Origin of the sequence: Burkholderia theae (assembly GCF_048565265.1) — a bacterium.
In the GTDB taxonomy this organism is placed as follows: Bacteria; Pseudomonadota; Gammaproteobacteria; order Burkholderiales; family Burkholderiaceae; genus Burkholderia; species Burkholderia theae.
The window spans coordinates 749,390-762,248 of record NZ_CP183463.1 but is presented as its reverse complement, the minus strand read 5'-3'; the positions used below and the strand labels follow the sequence as shown (position 1 = coordinate 762,248).

The 12,859-nt window shown below is 68.1% G+C and carries 13 protein-coding genes; 3 read left to right on the top strand and 10 right to left on the bottom strand.

What is annotated here, in order from left to right:
• Nucleotides 1-2 precede the first annotated feature (2 nt).
• From ACN22W_RS36120 to ACN22W_RS36085, 8 genes are all read right to left on the bottom strand, one after another.
• On the bottom strand, nt 3-1,253 hold the full coding sequence (locus ACN22W_RS36120) for a metallophosphoesterase family protein (protein ID WP_419689920.1): 1,251 nt from the start codon (nt 1,251-1,253) through the stop codon (nt 3-5).
• A gap of 40 nt (nt 1,254-1,293) precedes the next feature.
• Entirely contained in the window at nt 1,294-1,836 is a 543-nt protein-coding gene (locus ACN22W_RS36115; RefSeq protein WP_419689919.1) for a CbrC family protein, read from the bottom strand.
• A gap of 78 nt (nt 1,837-1,914) precedes the next feature.
• The gene (locus ACN22W_RS36110) at nt 1,915-2,523 is read right to left on the bottom strand and encodes a hypothetical protein (RefSeq protein WP_419689918.1); all 609 of its coding nucleotides are present in this window, start codon (nt 2,521-2,523) and stop codon (nt 1,915-1,917) included.
• Nucleotides 2,524-2,662: 139 nt separating this feature from the next.
• On the bottom strand, nt 2,663-3,442 hold the full coding sequence (locus ACN22W_RS36105) for a hypothetical protein (RefSeq protein WP_419689917.1): 780 nt from the start codon (nt 3,440-3,442) through the stop codon (nt 2,663-2,665).
• Between the two features lie 252 nt (nt 3,443-3,694).
• Nucleotides 3,695-4,237 carry a hypothetical protein gene (locus ACN22W_RS36100; RefSeq protein ID WP_419689916.1) on the bottom strand — a complete coding sequence of 181 codons (543 nt, stop codon included), beginning with the start codon at nt 4,235-4,237 and terminating at the stop codon, nt 3,695-3,697.
• A 311-nt stretch (nt 4,238-4,548) separates the two neighbouring features.
• A complete protein-coding gene (locus ACN22W_RS36095; RefSeq protein ID WP_419689915.1) occupies nt 4,549-4,893 on the bottom strand; it encodes a hypothetical protein in 345 nt (114 codons plus the stop codon).
• Between the two features lie 103 nt (nt 4,894-4,996).
• Complete coding sequence (locus ACN22W_RS36090) at nt 4,997-6,985, bottom strand: gamma-glutamyltransferase family protein (protein ID WP_343492624.1); 1,989 nt, start codon at nt 6,983-6,985, stop codon at nt 4,997-4,999.
• A gap of 221 nt (nt 6,986-7,206) precedes the next feature.
• Nucleotides 7,207-8,163, bottom strand: a complete 957-nt coding sequence (locus tag ACN22W_RS36085; protein ID WP_193103061.1) for a LysR family transcriptional regulator — start codon at nt 8,161-8,163, stop codon at nt 7,207-7,209.
• Nucleotides 8,164-8,265: 102 nt separating this feature from the next.
• Between ACN22W_RS36085 and ACN22W_RS36080 the strand changes: the two genes are divergently transcribed.
• The 3 genes from ACN22W_RS36080 to ACN22W_RS36070 all read left to right on the top strand — a co-directional run bounded on the left by ACN22W_RS36080 (nt 8,266) and on the right by ACN22W_RS36070 (nt 11,832).
• Nucleotides 8,266-9,390: an aryl-sulfate sulfotransferase gene (locus ACN22W_RS36080; RefSeq protein ID WP_419689914.1), complete on the top strand. Its 1,125-nt coding sequence runs from the start codon at nt 8,266-8,268 to the stop codon at nt 9,388-9,390.
• Nucleotides 9,391-9,448: 58 nt separating this feature from the next.
• Nucleotides 9,449-10,810, top strand: a complete 1,362-nt coding sequence (locus ACN22W_RS36075) for a uracil-xanthine permease family protein (RefSeq protein ID WP_419689913.1) — start codon at nt 9,449-9,451, stop codon at nt 10,808-10,810.
• A gap of 83 nt (nt 10,811-10,893) precedes the next feature.
• A complete protein-coding gene (locus ACN22W_RS36070; protein WP_419689912.1) occupies nt 10,894-11,832 on the top strand; it encodes a site-specific integrase in 939 nt (312 codons plus the stop codon).
• A 37-nt stretch (nt 11,833-11,869) separates the two neighbouring features.
• Here ACN22W_RS36070 and ACN22W_RS36065 read toward each other — a convergent pair whose 3' ends face one another.
• Both ACN22W_RS36065 and ACN22W_RS36060 read right to left on the bottom strand, forming a co-directional pair.
• On the bottom strand, nt 11,870-12,349 hold the full coding sequence (locus ACN22W_RS36065) for an RES family NAD+ phosphorylase (RefSeq protein WP_343492628.1): 480 nt from the start codon (nt 12,347-12,349) through the stop codon (nt 11,870-11,872).
• The gene (locus ACN22W_RS36060) at nt 12,346-12,801 is read right to left on the bottom strand and encodes an antitoxin Xre/MbcA/ParS toxin-binding domain-containing protein (protein ID WP_006480981.1); all 456 of its coding nucleotides are present in this window, start codon (nt 12,799-12,801) and stop codon (nt 12,346-12,348) included. Before ACN22W_RS36060 ends, ACN22W_RS36065 begins: the two co-directional genes overlap by 4 nt.
• Nucleotides 12,802-12,859 lie beyond the last annotated feature (58 nt).

The following is a 12,859-nucleotide window of genomic DNA, read 5'->3' as shown; positions in this document are numbered from 1 at the left end:
GCTTACTCCCCCCGTGCCAGCCGCGCGAGCAACGCGGGACCGACCTGCTCGACCAGCGCGGTGAGCTCGCCTGCGCGCGCCATCGTCAGCAACGGCACTTCCTCCTTCACGTCGCTGCGCACCTTGCCGACGAACGGCTTCAGGTCGCGTTCGAGCAGCGCGAGGAAATCCGGATCGTGCGCGGCGTCGGCCAGGATCTGCTTCAGGTCCTCCAGCGCTTCGAGCTGCTCGCTCTCGCCCTGCTGATGATCGGCGGCGGACGTCGCGAGCCGGACCTTCTCGAGCCACAGCCGTTCGTTGCCGATGATGCCGATCTGGTTCAGCACCTCCGCGCGCAACTGCGGCGCGCGGCCGAAAAAGAGACCGTGCGCGGGCGTGCGCCCCGTGACCGTCACGCGCACCGCGCGCGGCACGTGGCCGTCGACGGTCAGCAGCGCCTCCAGCGACTGGCCGATCTTTCTCGACAGGTCGGCGACCGTGAAGCAGTCGGACGCGTCGACCGACACGGCTTCCCAGCGCAGCACGTCGAGATACAGGCGCTCGACCTGCGTGCGGCCTTGTTCGACCGTCACGAGCACCGCGCCGCGGCGGCCCGTCTCGCGGATATGGCGACCCTGCAGGTTGCCAGGAAACACGACGGTGGACGGCCCCGACCATTGCTGGAATTCATGCACGTGGCCAAGCGCCCAGTAGTCGTAACCCTTGGCATGCAGTTCGGCCAGCGTGCACGGCGCATAGTTCGCGTGCGCCGCATAACCTTCGAGCGCGGTGTGCAGCACGCCGATGTTGTAGTAGCCGGGCACCGGGTCCGGATAAGCGATCGCGAGATTGTCGACGACGGCCTTGTCCTTGAAGCTCTGACCGTGCAGCGCGACGTCGAATTCCGGCAGCTTGACGGTTTCCGGCTTGCGGTGGCCGAACACGGTGACGTTGTCGGGCAGCGTCAGCTTCTTCGTCATCTCGCTTTCGGCATCGTGGTTGCCGCCGAGAACGAATGCGCGAATGCCGGCCTTGCGCAGGCGCCCCATCTGCTGGCCGAAGAAGATGCCCGTGTTGTGATCCTTCCAGTCGCCGTCGTACAGGTCGCCGGCGATCACGAGGAACGCGACTTCCTCTTCGATCGCACGATCCACGAGTTGCCGCAGCGCCTCGCGCGACGCGTTGCGCAACTGCGCGGCCGGCGCGTCGGGATACGCGCTCAGGCCGTGCAACGGGCTGTCAAGGTGAATGTCTGCCGCGTGGATGAACTTCACGAAGATTCCTCTGTTTCATGACGATGATGCGGACCGGCCGTCAATCGCAATCCTGGTAGCCGCCGAGTTCGCCGCAATGGATGCAGCGAAACACATACGCGGTCGGCGAGCCGTCCTTGTCGAGCGCGGCGAAAAAACGCCGCCACTCGGCACCGTCGTCGAGCCCGGTCGACGCCCGGATCGACGCGACGGCCTGCGGGCCGAGCGCCGTCAGTTCGTCAGCGCCCGCGCGGCCGATGAATTGCGCGCCATCGCCGCAATGCGTCCACCACCGTTCCTGCTGCCAGCCCTGAAAACCCGGCGTGCGACAGGCGATCTCGTCGACGACCGCTTCGGGCACCTCGTCCCATTCGCCGCCGCCGATGCCGTCCGTATCGGTAAAACTTGCATCGAGCCGCGTTTGCGCCGAGCCGTCGGCAATGCACCACGGGCAGATGCACTGCTCGTACTCGTCGACCGCGTACACGGGGCCGGCGTAGACGTAGCCGCGCGCATCGCCGCAGCACACGCAGCGCGCGTCCGAGCGGATCACGCTGCCCGTTGCGAGCGGGTCGGGATGGTACCTGAAAGCGGGTAACGACATGCGGTTCTCCGTCGATCCGGATGGTGGGGAAGCACGCGATGCGAATTCGAACGTCCATTGTGCCGCAGCACGACCGCGTTACTCCGGAACCTCGACTTCGGCAAACGTGCCGTTCACGAAACGATAGACGCGATGCGTTGCGCCACCGTGCGCGAGATATTCCCACCGGATGTCGATGCCGGCCGGTGCGTCGCGCCACGCGATCGCCCGATACGGCGATTGCGTTCCGCCATCGGTTTCGAGCGAAACGGTGTCGAGACAGCTTTGCACGGGCAACGAAAAGCGCGGCACCGCGCGGGCACCGCGCAGTTCCAGCACGTACAGCGCCCCTTCTTCGCCCGCGCCGCAATACCCGGTCGGACGGCTGCTTGACGAGCGGTTGACGACGACCAGCACATAGTCGTTGCCGTCGATCCGCTTCGAACGGTCCGACGGGAACGCGACGCTCGATGCATCGGCAAGGGCGCGCCGAAGCGCGTCCGGCACGCTCAGCACGGAGGTCCGGTGGCGGGCCGCGTCGACTTCGAGCAGCCTCGGGCGTGCCCATTCGATCGCATGACCATTCGCAAGCAACACCGATTCGTGCGCTGGCGTTTCGGCGCATGCAACGGCGGCATTCGCGGCCAGCAACGCGAGCGCCGCGGCCTTCAACGCAACCGATATCGTCGGGTTATTTCGTGTCCGCATGGATCGCGCAGGAGTGTCCTGGAGGTCGTCGTATGCGCCGGCATGCAGGCCGGGCAGTCCCGTTTCAAGAGCGCACCGCGTGCGTCGTGCGTCGTGCGTCGTGCGTCGCGACGAATGCGATGCGCTTCGCCACGTGCCGTCACTCGCCGCGCGGTACGGGCGGCGGCGCAAAGCCGTTGTCGTTGCCGGGGAACGGATTCGCGTTGCGGCGCAATGCTTCCTCGTCGTTCTCCTTCTGCGCGAACAGCGCGACGCCGATCACGCCGACGTTCGCGGCATCGCCGTACTTCGAATTCGCGACATAACTGTCGGGCACCGCCGCGAAGCGGAACGCGGCGACTTCGTCGCGGCTCTTGCGGAAGCCCTCGATCGTCAGCGTGCGGCCCGGGTACAGCACGTAACCGCCGTTCGTATAGCTGCCCGGCCGCCCCGACAGCACGTCGAGCCCGTCGACCGTCGACACGACTTCGAACGTGCGGCGCCCCTGGTTGCGCAGCACGATCATGTAGCGCGAACCCTCGACGCCCGCCATGTGCCAGCGGCCGTTGCTGCGTGCAAGACGCAGCAGCGCGCCCTTTTCGTCGGTAAACGACAGCGCGATGTCGCCGTTCGCGAGTGCGACGCGAGTCGGCAACCGGCGAACCTGGGCGGCGGGAGGATGTCCGGGCAACGCATCGTTGTAGTAGACCGATGCGAGATCCGTCGGCTTCGCCGGATCCGCGCGTTCGAATTCGACATTGCGGGTTTCGGATCGCACCGACTCGCCCCACGCGGTACCGAGCCCGCGGCGTTCGCTGGCGTCCGGCGCCTGCGGCGCGGCGGCGGACGCGGCGGTACTGGCGGATGGCGACGGCGGTGCCGCGCAGGCAGCCAGCCAGAGCGCGCAGGCGAGCGCGAGAAGACGGAACAGGATGGTCATGACGTGATGCCTCGGAATGTTATCGGACCGCGCCGGGCGGGCCGGAACGGCGTTTTGGTTTCGTCTGTCGTCACGATGTCGATCGGACATGCTTGCCCGGATCGGCCGGCACCGCCGTCGCGGCGGCCCGGCAACCGGGAGCCCCGCTATTTAAGCATGGCGGACGGGCAATGGGCAGGGGCCACGCGCGCCCATAAAAAAACGGCCCGGCCCGCAACGAAGCGGGCCGGGCCGTGACGGGATGCGTGTCGCTTACAGCGCGCCGCCTTGTGCCGACGCCGAACCCTTCAGGCCGATCGATGCGCCGCCCTGCGCCGAATTCGCCGCGCCTTCGAGCGCTTCGCCGGCCTTCGCCTTCGCGCCGCCCGCGACATCGCCTGCCGTCGACACCGCGCCTTGCGCGTGGCTCTTCGCTGTGCCGGCGACGTGCTTCACATGCGACTTCGTCGCGTGCACGGTCGATGCCGCGGCATCCTTCGCCGTGCCCGCTGCCGAACCCACCGCTTGCGTCGCACCGCCGACCGCATTGCCGGCTGCCGAGCCGACGCCGCCGACCGTCTTGCCGACGCCGTTCAGCGCGCCGCCGACGAGGTGGCCCGCGCCCGAACCCGAGCCTGCCGCGTTCGCGCCGGCGCCAGCCTGCACGCCCACACCGCCGCCGAGCAGCGGCGTCTGAACCTGTGCACCAACGCCTGCGGAACCCCCGGCGCCGGTCTGGGCCGTCTGTGCAAACGCAGCCGAAGTCGCCATCGCGGTCAGTGCGGCACCCAGCAGAATCGTACGAATCTTGTTCATGGTCATTCTCCCCAAAGACGTTGTTGCTGCGAGCCGCCTCCGGGCGGCTTGTCGCATGCCTCGCCGCGACGTGCGGCAGGTGGAGCTAATGTAGCGGCGCCGGCGTGCAAAACGATTGAATTGCGGGGACTGTTACTTCCGTTGCAAATGCTGACGATTGACTCACATAGTTTGACAATCGGGGGCTTGCGACGAAACGGCGGAGGTATTTGCAGGCGGGCGGGCGCGAACCCGGTAGCGTGCGGCGCGGGCCACGTCGCGATGGTGATCTACCCGATCATCACGCATCGGGCAACCAGTGAGATGAACGGCTAGCAGGGAAACCGGCCGCTTTTATAAGCATCCCAAAGGATATGTGTCGGCCAGCCGTCGGTGCGGCCCGACAACCGGCTCCTCGCGATCAGTTCGATGTCGTCGGACACGCACGCCGCCACATCGGCGTTGCCCGAGGCGCTGAAGGCGAGCTTGTACGCCTTTTCGCGCAACGCATTTACGGCCGGCGTATCGATCGCGGCACCCGGATCGCCGTCGATCGCATCGAATGCCGCTATCCATTGCGCATCGAACGGGTCGGCATCGCGACTGTCCAGCGCGCGATCGCAATCGACGTCGCCGAGGAAATCGAAAAAGCCCGGCGCCGACAGGATTGCGTCCATTTCAAGCAGATGCGCGTTCGTCATTGCGACTCCTTCACGACGCGCGGCCCCGACCGCCTGTCGGCGGAAACAGGCAGATCGGGGCCGCACGTGTTCCGTCGAATTACGGCCGGAACGTATCGCCGAGCACGACGCCTTCGCGACGCGGATCGGTGCCGCCCTGCAACGCGGGTGACTGGCCGACCGTCACGCGCATCACCGTATTGACGCCGCTCGCCTGCGCGGACGTCGACACCTTGTGCCCGAGCGCGAGCAGCCCCGTGATCAGCGGATCGTTCGCCCCGTTGTTCGCCGTATTGACGTTCGGATGCTCGCCGCCGATCGTGGTCGTCGGGCTGTTGCTCGCGCCGAAATCGACGAGCCCCGCGGACTGCTGCGCGTCGAGCCCCCAGTCGAGCGCGCCGACGAGCGTCTTGACCACGTATTGCGGAATGGTGCCGCCGCCCGGCGAACCGGTCGCCATGACGAAGTTGCCGCGCGAACCGTCCGCGGCCTGCCCGAACACGATCGTCGGCGCCATCGAGCTGCGCGGCCGCTTGCCCGGCTGCAGGCGGTTGGCCACCGGATTGCCGGCGCTGTCGACCGGGTTCGCGGAAAAGTCGGTCAGCTGGTTGTTCAGCAGGAAGCCGTTGGTCATGTGGAACGAGCCCATGCTCGATTCGACCGTCGTCGTCGCGCTCAACACGTTGCCGTCGCCGTCGACGATCGTGAACTGGTTCGTGCCGTGCTCGATCAGCGTCGTGTCGACGCCGAGCGGCACCGCGCCGAGATTGCCGGGCTGCGCGGTGCCCATGCTCTTGCTCGTGTCGATCAGCGCCGCGCGCGATTTCAGGTACGGCTTGTTCAGCATCGTGTCCCACGTGCCGCCCGGCAGCGGCACGAAGTCCGTATCGGCCACGTACTTGTCGCGATCGGCATACGCGAGCCGTTCGGCCTCGGTGACGAGGTGCACGCCCGCGACGGTCGGCTTGCCGCCTTCGAGATCGATCGCCGTCGGCTTCAGCGACTTCAGGTCGAAGTTCTCGAGAATGCCGAGCGCCGATGCAACCGCGATGCCGCCCGACGACGGCGGCGGCATTCCGCACACCCAGTAGCTGCGATAGGTCGTGCACACAGGTTCGCGACGCTTCGCCTGATACGCGGCCAGATCCGCGACGGTCGTCTTGCCCGGCGTGAGCGTCGAGCCGTCCGCACCCTTCGTCGTCGCGATCTTCGCGACGATGTCCTGCGCAATCTGCCCCGTGTACAGCGCGTTCGCGCCCGACTGTGCCATCAGCGTCAGCGTATGGGCGTAAGCGGGATTCTTCAGCACGGTGCCGAGCGTCTTCGGCGAACCGTCGGCGTTCAGGAAATACGCGGCGGCTTCGGCGTCGCGCTTCAGGTTCGGCGCGTTCGCCGCGATCGCGTCGGCAAGCCGGCCGCCGATCGGAAAGCCGTTGGTCGCGAGCGTGATCGCGTCGCCGAACAGGCTCTGCCACGGCAACCGGCCGTGATCCTGCTGCAGCGCCTCGATGAGTCGCGGCACGCCGATCGTGCCGATCGAGCGGCCGCTTGCGCGCGCGTTCGGTTGCGGCGCCGACTGGTCGGTCGCGTCGTCGACGTAGCGCAGGTAGTTCTCCGTCGCGGCGGCCGGCGCGGTTTCGCGGCCGTCGTATGCCTGCAGCGTCTTGCCGCGCGCATCGTAGTAGAGCAGCACGCCGCCCGACCCGAGGCCCGTCGCCTCGGGCACCGTCAGGCCGAGCACGGCCTGCACGGCGACCGCCGCGTCGGCGGCCGTGCCGCCTTTCTTCAGCACCGCGCAACCGGCCGCGCTCGCGTACGCGTTCGACGTGGCCACCAGGTACGTTTTCGCATAAACGGGCTTCATCCCGGTGCGATAACCCGACGACGCTTCCGGCAGCGACGGATCGCCCGGCTGGTTCGAGCCCACGACGACCGTCGAACCGCTGTTGTCGATCGCGAGACAGCTCGTGTCGGCCGTGGGTGTCGTCGTGGAGCCCGCATCGGTTTCGATGTCGTTGCCGCCGCAGGCCGTCATCATGGCGGCCGCGAGCAACGCGGATGCATACGGGAAAATCGCCGGTTTTTTCATTGTGTCGATGTTCTTGTCGTTCGTTGCGATGGGCGTCTCGCTGCCTGCGCCCCCCTCGGTGCGCGGGCAACGCGTTCGATAGTCCCATGAACAAAATTTTTTCCGCAATAAGGAAATGACGCGATGCGACCGGCCGTTGTGTGTGCAACTTCGGCGAACCGGCATGCGGTTCGCTTGTTGCACTGCATCGCCATGCGGGCGCACGGCCGATGCCGTTTCCGTTACCTTGGCGCCCGGCGCCGCTTGCCGGCCGCCCCGCCGTCACGCGCGAAACCGCGCTCCATCGCGTCGATCGCCGCGGAGAAGAACTCGAGAAACATCGTCATCGCGACGGTCGCGCTCATGTCCGCCCGCTGGTAGATGCAGCTGAACGAGCGCGCGCCCGCATCCGCGAGCGGCGTCCAGGCGAGCCGGCCGGCGGCCACGTCGTCGGCGACGTTCTCCGCGATCAGGAAGCCGACACCCGCGCCTTCGGCCGCGAGGCGCCGCACCATCGGCACCGATCCAGTCTCGACCAGCGGCCGCACGGTGCGCGGCTGCCGTGCATCGATCTGGTCGAACATCGCGCGCAGTTCCGTGTCGGGCGTCATCAGGATCAGCGGATGCGCGAAGCAGTCGCGCAGCCGCACCTTGCCGCCGGTCGATGCCAGCGGATGGCCGGGCGCCGTGACGACACCCAGCGGCTGCGCGAACGCGCGCACCTCGACGACGCCCGCCGCCGTGCGCCGGCGCAGCGCATAACCGATGTCGGCCTCGCCCGTCTCGACCCAGCGCACGATGCTCTCGCCGTTTCCCGAGCGCACGCTGTACGTGACGCCCGGATAACGCTGCATCGCGGCGAGGATCGCGTCGGGCACGAGCTGTTCGGCCGTCGATGCGGGCACGGCCAGGTTCACGTGCCCGCGCCGCAGCGCACGCAGGTCTTCGACCTGCGTCAGTGCGTTGTCGAAGTCGCGCTGGCCGCGCCGTACGGCCGCGATGACGATCTCGCCGGCGAGCGTCAGCTGCATGCCGCGCGGCAGCCGGTCGAACAGCGGCACGCCGACCTGCTCCTCGAGATTGCGGATTTGCTGGTGCACCGCGGCAGCGGTCAGGTGCAGCGCGTCGGCCGCCTTGCGAATCGAGCCGCGTCGCGCGACTTCGTCGAAACAGCGGAATGTCTGCGATATCGAACGCATGGAGGTACCGTTAGATTTTTCCGAACAGGCCGTCAAGAATAATCCGATTTTACTGACCGGCCGGATCGTCTAGATTTCGCTGCATCCCCGTGTCCGATTCGAATGGAGACCGCAGTGACGACCGTCGACCAGATCACCCAGCGCCGCCGCGGCGTCGGCCTCATCGCCCACGACCCCGCGCTGTCCGCGGGCGGCTATACGCTCATCGCGCCGCAGACGGCCGATGGCAACGTCTATCTCGTCGACATCGACGGCGAAGTCGTGCACCGCTGGAAAATGCCCGTGCGCCCCGGCCGCCATGCGGTCATCCTCGCGAACGGCAACCTCGGCTACAACGGCAATCATCCGCAATCCGAATCGCGCTATGCGCCGTGGTCGATGTGGCATGGCGGCGATTTCTACGAGGTCACGCCCCAAGGCGAAACCGTGTGGCGCTACGAGGATCCCGCGCATCACCACGACGCGCAGTGGCTGCCGAACGGCAACCTGCTCTACGCCGCGTGCGAACCGGTCGACGCGGCGTTCGCGCGGCGCGTGCCGGGCGGCACGCCGCACGGCGACGACGAGGTCATGTACGCGGACGTGATCCGCGAAGTGAACCGGGCCGGGCAGATCGTCTGGGAATGGCATGCGCGCGACCATCTGCGGCCCGAGGATTTCCCGATCGCGGCCGGCTTCGGCCGTTATCACTGGCCGCTCGTCAACGGTCTCGGCGTCGATGCGAACGGCCGCGTGCTGATGAGCCTGCGCACGACGTCGGGCATCATCGGCGTGAACCGGGAAACCGGCAGCGTCGACCTGCGGATCGGGCCCGATGTCGTGTCGCACCAGCATGCGCCGGTGCCGCTCGCGAACGGCAACATCCTCGCGTTCGACAACGGCAATTTCCGCCACGGCGCGCACGTCGTGTTCTCGCGCGTCGTGGAGATCGCCCCGTCGACGCAGCGCGTCGTGTGGTCGTATGCGGACGACGTCGTGAACCTGTTCTACACGCCGTTCATGGGCAACGCGCAGCGCTTGCCGAACGGCAACACGCACATCACCGAATCGTCGACGGGCCGGCTGTTCGAAGTGACGCCCGCCGGCGAAGTCGTGTGGGAATACGTGATCCCGTGGTTCGCCGAATACCCCGACGAAGCCGCGCGCAAGACGGGCCCCGGCCAGTTGAACAGCGTGTTCCAGACGTTCCGCTACAGCGCCGCACAGTTGCCCTGGCTGCGGACCTGACGGTCCGTTCACCGCCGGTTTCCGGCCATCGTCGCCGTTCGCTTCCGAGGGGCCTGCCGTGTCGCACGAACCGATCTCTCCGCCCGTCGATGCACGGCTGCCCGCGTGGCAGCTCGCGCTGTTCGGGTTGCAGCACGTGCTGTCGATGGCCGCGTCCCCGATCACGGCCGTGTTCCTGATCGCGAAAGTCCTCGCGTTGCCGGCCGACCTGACGGTGCAGCTGATCGGCGCGACGTTCTTCGCCTGCGGCATCGGCACGCTGCTGCAATCGCTCGGCGCCGGCCCGATCGGCGCGCGCATGCCGTTCGTGATGGTGCCCGGCGGCGCACCGACGATGCTGTTCGCGGGCATCGCCGCGCAATCGGGCCTGCCGACCGCGGCCGGCGCGGCGCTGCTCGCAAGCGCGTTCTACTGGGTGCTGCTGCCCGTCTTCACGCGCTGCCTGCGGCTCTTTCCGCGCATCGTCGTCGGCGCGATGCTGTTGCTCGTGTCGGTCAACCTGATCCGGATCTACGCGACGATCGTCGTCGGCCAGCCCGGGGCGGCCGATTTCGCGCAGCCGCGCGCGCTTGGTCTCGCGCTCGCGACGATCGTGTCCACCATCGTCGTCGCGGGTGCGTTCCGCGGCACGCTCGGGCGCCTTGCGGTGCTGATCGGGTTGATGGCCGGCGCAACGCTCGGCTGGGCGCTTGATGCGATGCCCGCGCTCGCCGACGTGTGGCGCGGCCCGTTGTTCACGTATCCGGTGTGGCTGCCGTTCGGGATGCCGCGCTTCGACGTACTGGCCGCGCTGCCGCTGCTGATCTTCACCGCGATCTCGATGGCCGAGGCCACCGCGCAGACGGTCGCCGTCGGCGAAACGTGCGGCAAGCCGATCTCGCTGACGCGCGACGTGCCGAAGACGATACGCGGCGATGCGCTGGCATCGCTGGCCGGCGCGCTGTTCGGCACGCCGCTGATCGTGACCAGCGCCGAGAATATCGGCGTCGTGCAGACGACCGGCGTGCGTTCGCGCTACGTGACGGCTGCCGCCGGCGCGATCCTGATCGTCATCGCGTTGTTCGCGCCGCTCGCGCGGCTCGCGTATGCGATTCCGGCCGCCGTGGTCGGCGGGACCGCGCTGGTCGTGTTCGCGATGATCGGCGTGATGGGCATCCGGTTGCTCGCCGGCGTCGACCTGCACACGCGCGCCAACCAGTACACGCTCGCGGCCGCGCTCGTCGTCGGCCTGGCGCCGATCCTCGTGCCGAACCTGTATCGCCAGTTCGGCGCGCCCGTACAGATCGTGCTCGGCAACGGCATGGCGGCCGGCACGCTCGCGGCTATCGCGACGCAACTGGCGTTCACCGCGTTCGCGAGGTTGAGCGGACAGGCGCGTGCGGAAGCAGCCGCGACGCCGGCGCCTTCGCGCGACGCGTGATGGTGACGGCGCGCGCTGACGCGCCGTCCGATTGAATCCCGGAACGATTGCCGGCGCCACCGCGTTCCGGCTATAAATCGTGGATGGACACGAATCGCTGGATTCACGACCCCGTCGGCGCCTTTCGCGCGTGGCAGGAAACCGCCGCCACCGGCGCAGGCCGCCGGCCGTTCGCGCCGCGTTCGGTCGTGCAGCACGTCGCAATGTTCGAACGGTTCCTGCGGCATCTGATCGCACACCGCGTGTCGCTGGCCACGTTCGGGCCCGACCATGTCGCATCCTTCATGACCGAACTCGAGCGCAGTTGCGCGCCCGGCACCTCGACCCGCGTGCGCTACGCGAAGCTGATCGACCGGCTGGGCCGGCATCTGGTCGACACCGGCGTGCGGACGATTCATCCGGCCGGCCGGACGACGCGCGATCTCGCCTGGCCGGACGGCGAGCCCGAGCCGTGCTACCTGCCGCCCGATGCCGACGCGGCGCTGCAGCGCTATGTACAACCGCAACCGGACGACACGCCGGCCGACTGCCGGAATCGCGCGATCGTCGCGCTGCTGCTCGCGAGCGGCATCACGTCGGCCGAGATTCGCGCGACGACGCACGACGCGCCCGATCTCGACGCGCGTGCGCCGGCGTTGTCCGTGCCACGCGATCGCGCGCGGCCGGCACGCCGGATCGAACTCGCGGCGTTCGCGCTGGCACCGCTCGCCGCATGGCGCGCGCGCTCGGCAGACGCACCCGCATCGGCGCTGCTGTTTCCCGCGCCGCGCGGCGGTGGCGCGATGAACGACATGTTCCTGCTGCTCGTGGTGCGCGACGCGCTGACCGCGATCGGCTTCCACGCGGCGGACATGAGCCCGCGCGTGCTGCGCAACACGTATGCGCGCCGCCAGCTGCTCGCCGGCCACGCGCATGCCGATGTCAGCGAGATGCTCGGTCTCGTCAGCACGCGAACGGTCACGCGCATCCGGCAAACGCTGCCGCGGGACGCGGCTGCGGATCGCGCCGCGCACGAACGCTGAGCCGGCGCCCGGCACGGGCCCGTTTCTTCGTGGTTTCCTATTCGCCCGGCTTCGACTGGATCAACCGCAGAATCCGCGTGTCGTACGGCGATTGCATGACTTCCGCGACGCGGGCCTCGGACGCCGCCGGATGCAGCGGGTTCAGCAGGAAGTTGTGCGCGTGCGGCACGACGACACTCGGCACGCGCAGCAGCGCGCTCGGCTGCGTATGCAGCCACTCGGTGCCGGCGCTGCGGGTCCAGTCGACGTTGGTTCGCCAGTCGTCCGGCGCATCGCCTTCCGCGATCTCGGCGACGTCCACCGATTCGGGCACCTCGATGCGAAGCAGCTGATATCCGCTCGGCAATTGCGCGACCGTGGTGATTTCGAAATGAACGAGTGTCTCGAGCAGCGCGAGCGCCGGATGCTCGGCGAGATACACGACGGGCTGCCCGGCAAAATGCCAGCGCCCGCCGGCACGCAACCCGCCGATGCCCTTCAGGTCGGCGTAATTGCTGATCCGCCACAGCGTCGTCAAGCGAAGTACCCCTCGTCGATCTGCGTGAGGGCTTCTTCGACGAGCCGTGCGCCATGCTCGGTGCTCGCCATGTCGAGCGACGTGCGGCCGCCGAAGCGCTGGAGCCCGTTGCGCAGCCACGCCATCGCCTTGTCCTGGTCGCCGAACGTGGCCGTCGCCTGCGCGACGATGCGCGCGAGGCGGATCGCCTTGTCGGATTCCTCCGGCGACAGGCGTTCGTGCGCCTGGCGACGATGGCTCAGCGTGCGGCGCGGGATGATGAAGGCCAGCTCGTCCGATTTCAGGCCGCGCTCCGACAGCCGGTCGATCACCGACACATCGACGCGCGCGCTCGCCAGCTCGGCAAGATCGGCCCCCGATCGGACGCGGATCGCCAACAGCTGCTCGAGAATCGTGAATTCGGCCTGGCGCGGATGCGCGACGCCCGAAGGATGAAAAGCAATGGTGCTCATGACCTCTCTCCGGCAATTTGCCCAATCATTATAGGCGTTTTGCCGGGAACTTGCGGAT

Excerpts from the sequence above, each read along its gene's own strand:
- ACN22W_RS36115 (WP_419689919.1), bottom strand. The coding sequence starts at position 1,836 with ATGTCGTTACCCGCTTTCAGGTACCATCCCGACCCGCTCGCAACGGGC.
- ACN22W_RS36110 (WP_419689918.1), bottom strand. The coding sequence starts at position 2,523 with ATGCGGACACGAAATAACCCGACGATATCGGTTGCGTTGAAGGCCGCG.
- ACN22W_RS36105 (WP_419689917.1), bottom strand. The coding sequence starts at position 3,442 with ATGACCATCCTGTTCCGTCTTCTCGCGCTCGCCTGCGCGCTCTGGCTG.
- ACN22W_RS36100 (WP_419689916.1), bottom strand. The coding sequence starts at position 4,237 with ATGAACAAGATTCGTACGATTCTGCTGGGTGCCGCACTGACCGCGATG.
- ACN22W_RS36095 (WP_419689915.1), bottom strand. The coding sequence starts at position 4,893 with ATGGACGCAATCCTGTCGGCGCCGGGCTTTTTCGATTTCCTCGGCGAC.
- ACN22W_RS36090 (WP_343492624.1), bottom strand. The coding sequence starts at position 6,985 with ATGAAAAAACCGGCGATTTTCCCGTATGCATCCGCGTTGCTCGCGGCC.
- ACN22W_RS36085 (WP_193103061.1), bottom strand. The coding sequence starts at position 8,163 with ATGCGTTCGATATCGCAGACATTCCGCTGTTTCGACGAAGTCGCGCGA.
- ACN22W_RS36080 (WP_419689914.1), top strand. The coding sequence starts at position 8,266 with ATGGAGACCGCAGTGACGACCGTCGACCAGATCACCCAGCGCCGCCGC.
- ACN22W_RS36070 (WP_419689912.1), top strand. The coding sequence starts at position 10,894 with ATGGACACGAATCGCTGGATTCACGACCCCGTCGGCGCCTTTCGCGCG.
- ACN22W_RS36060 (WP_006480981.1), bottom strand. The coding sequence starts at position 12,801 with ATGAGCACCATTGCTTTTCATCCTTCGGGCGTCGCGCATCCGCGCCAG.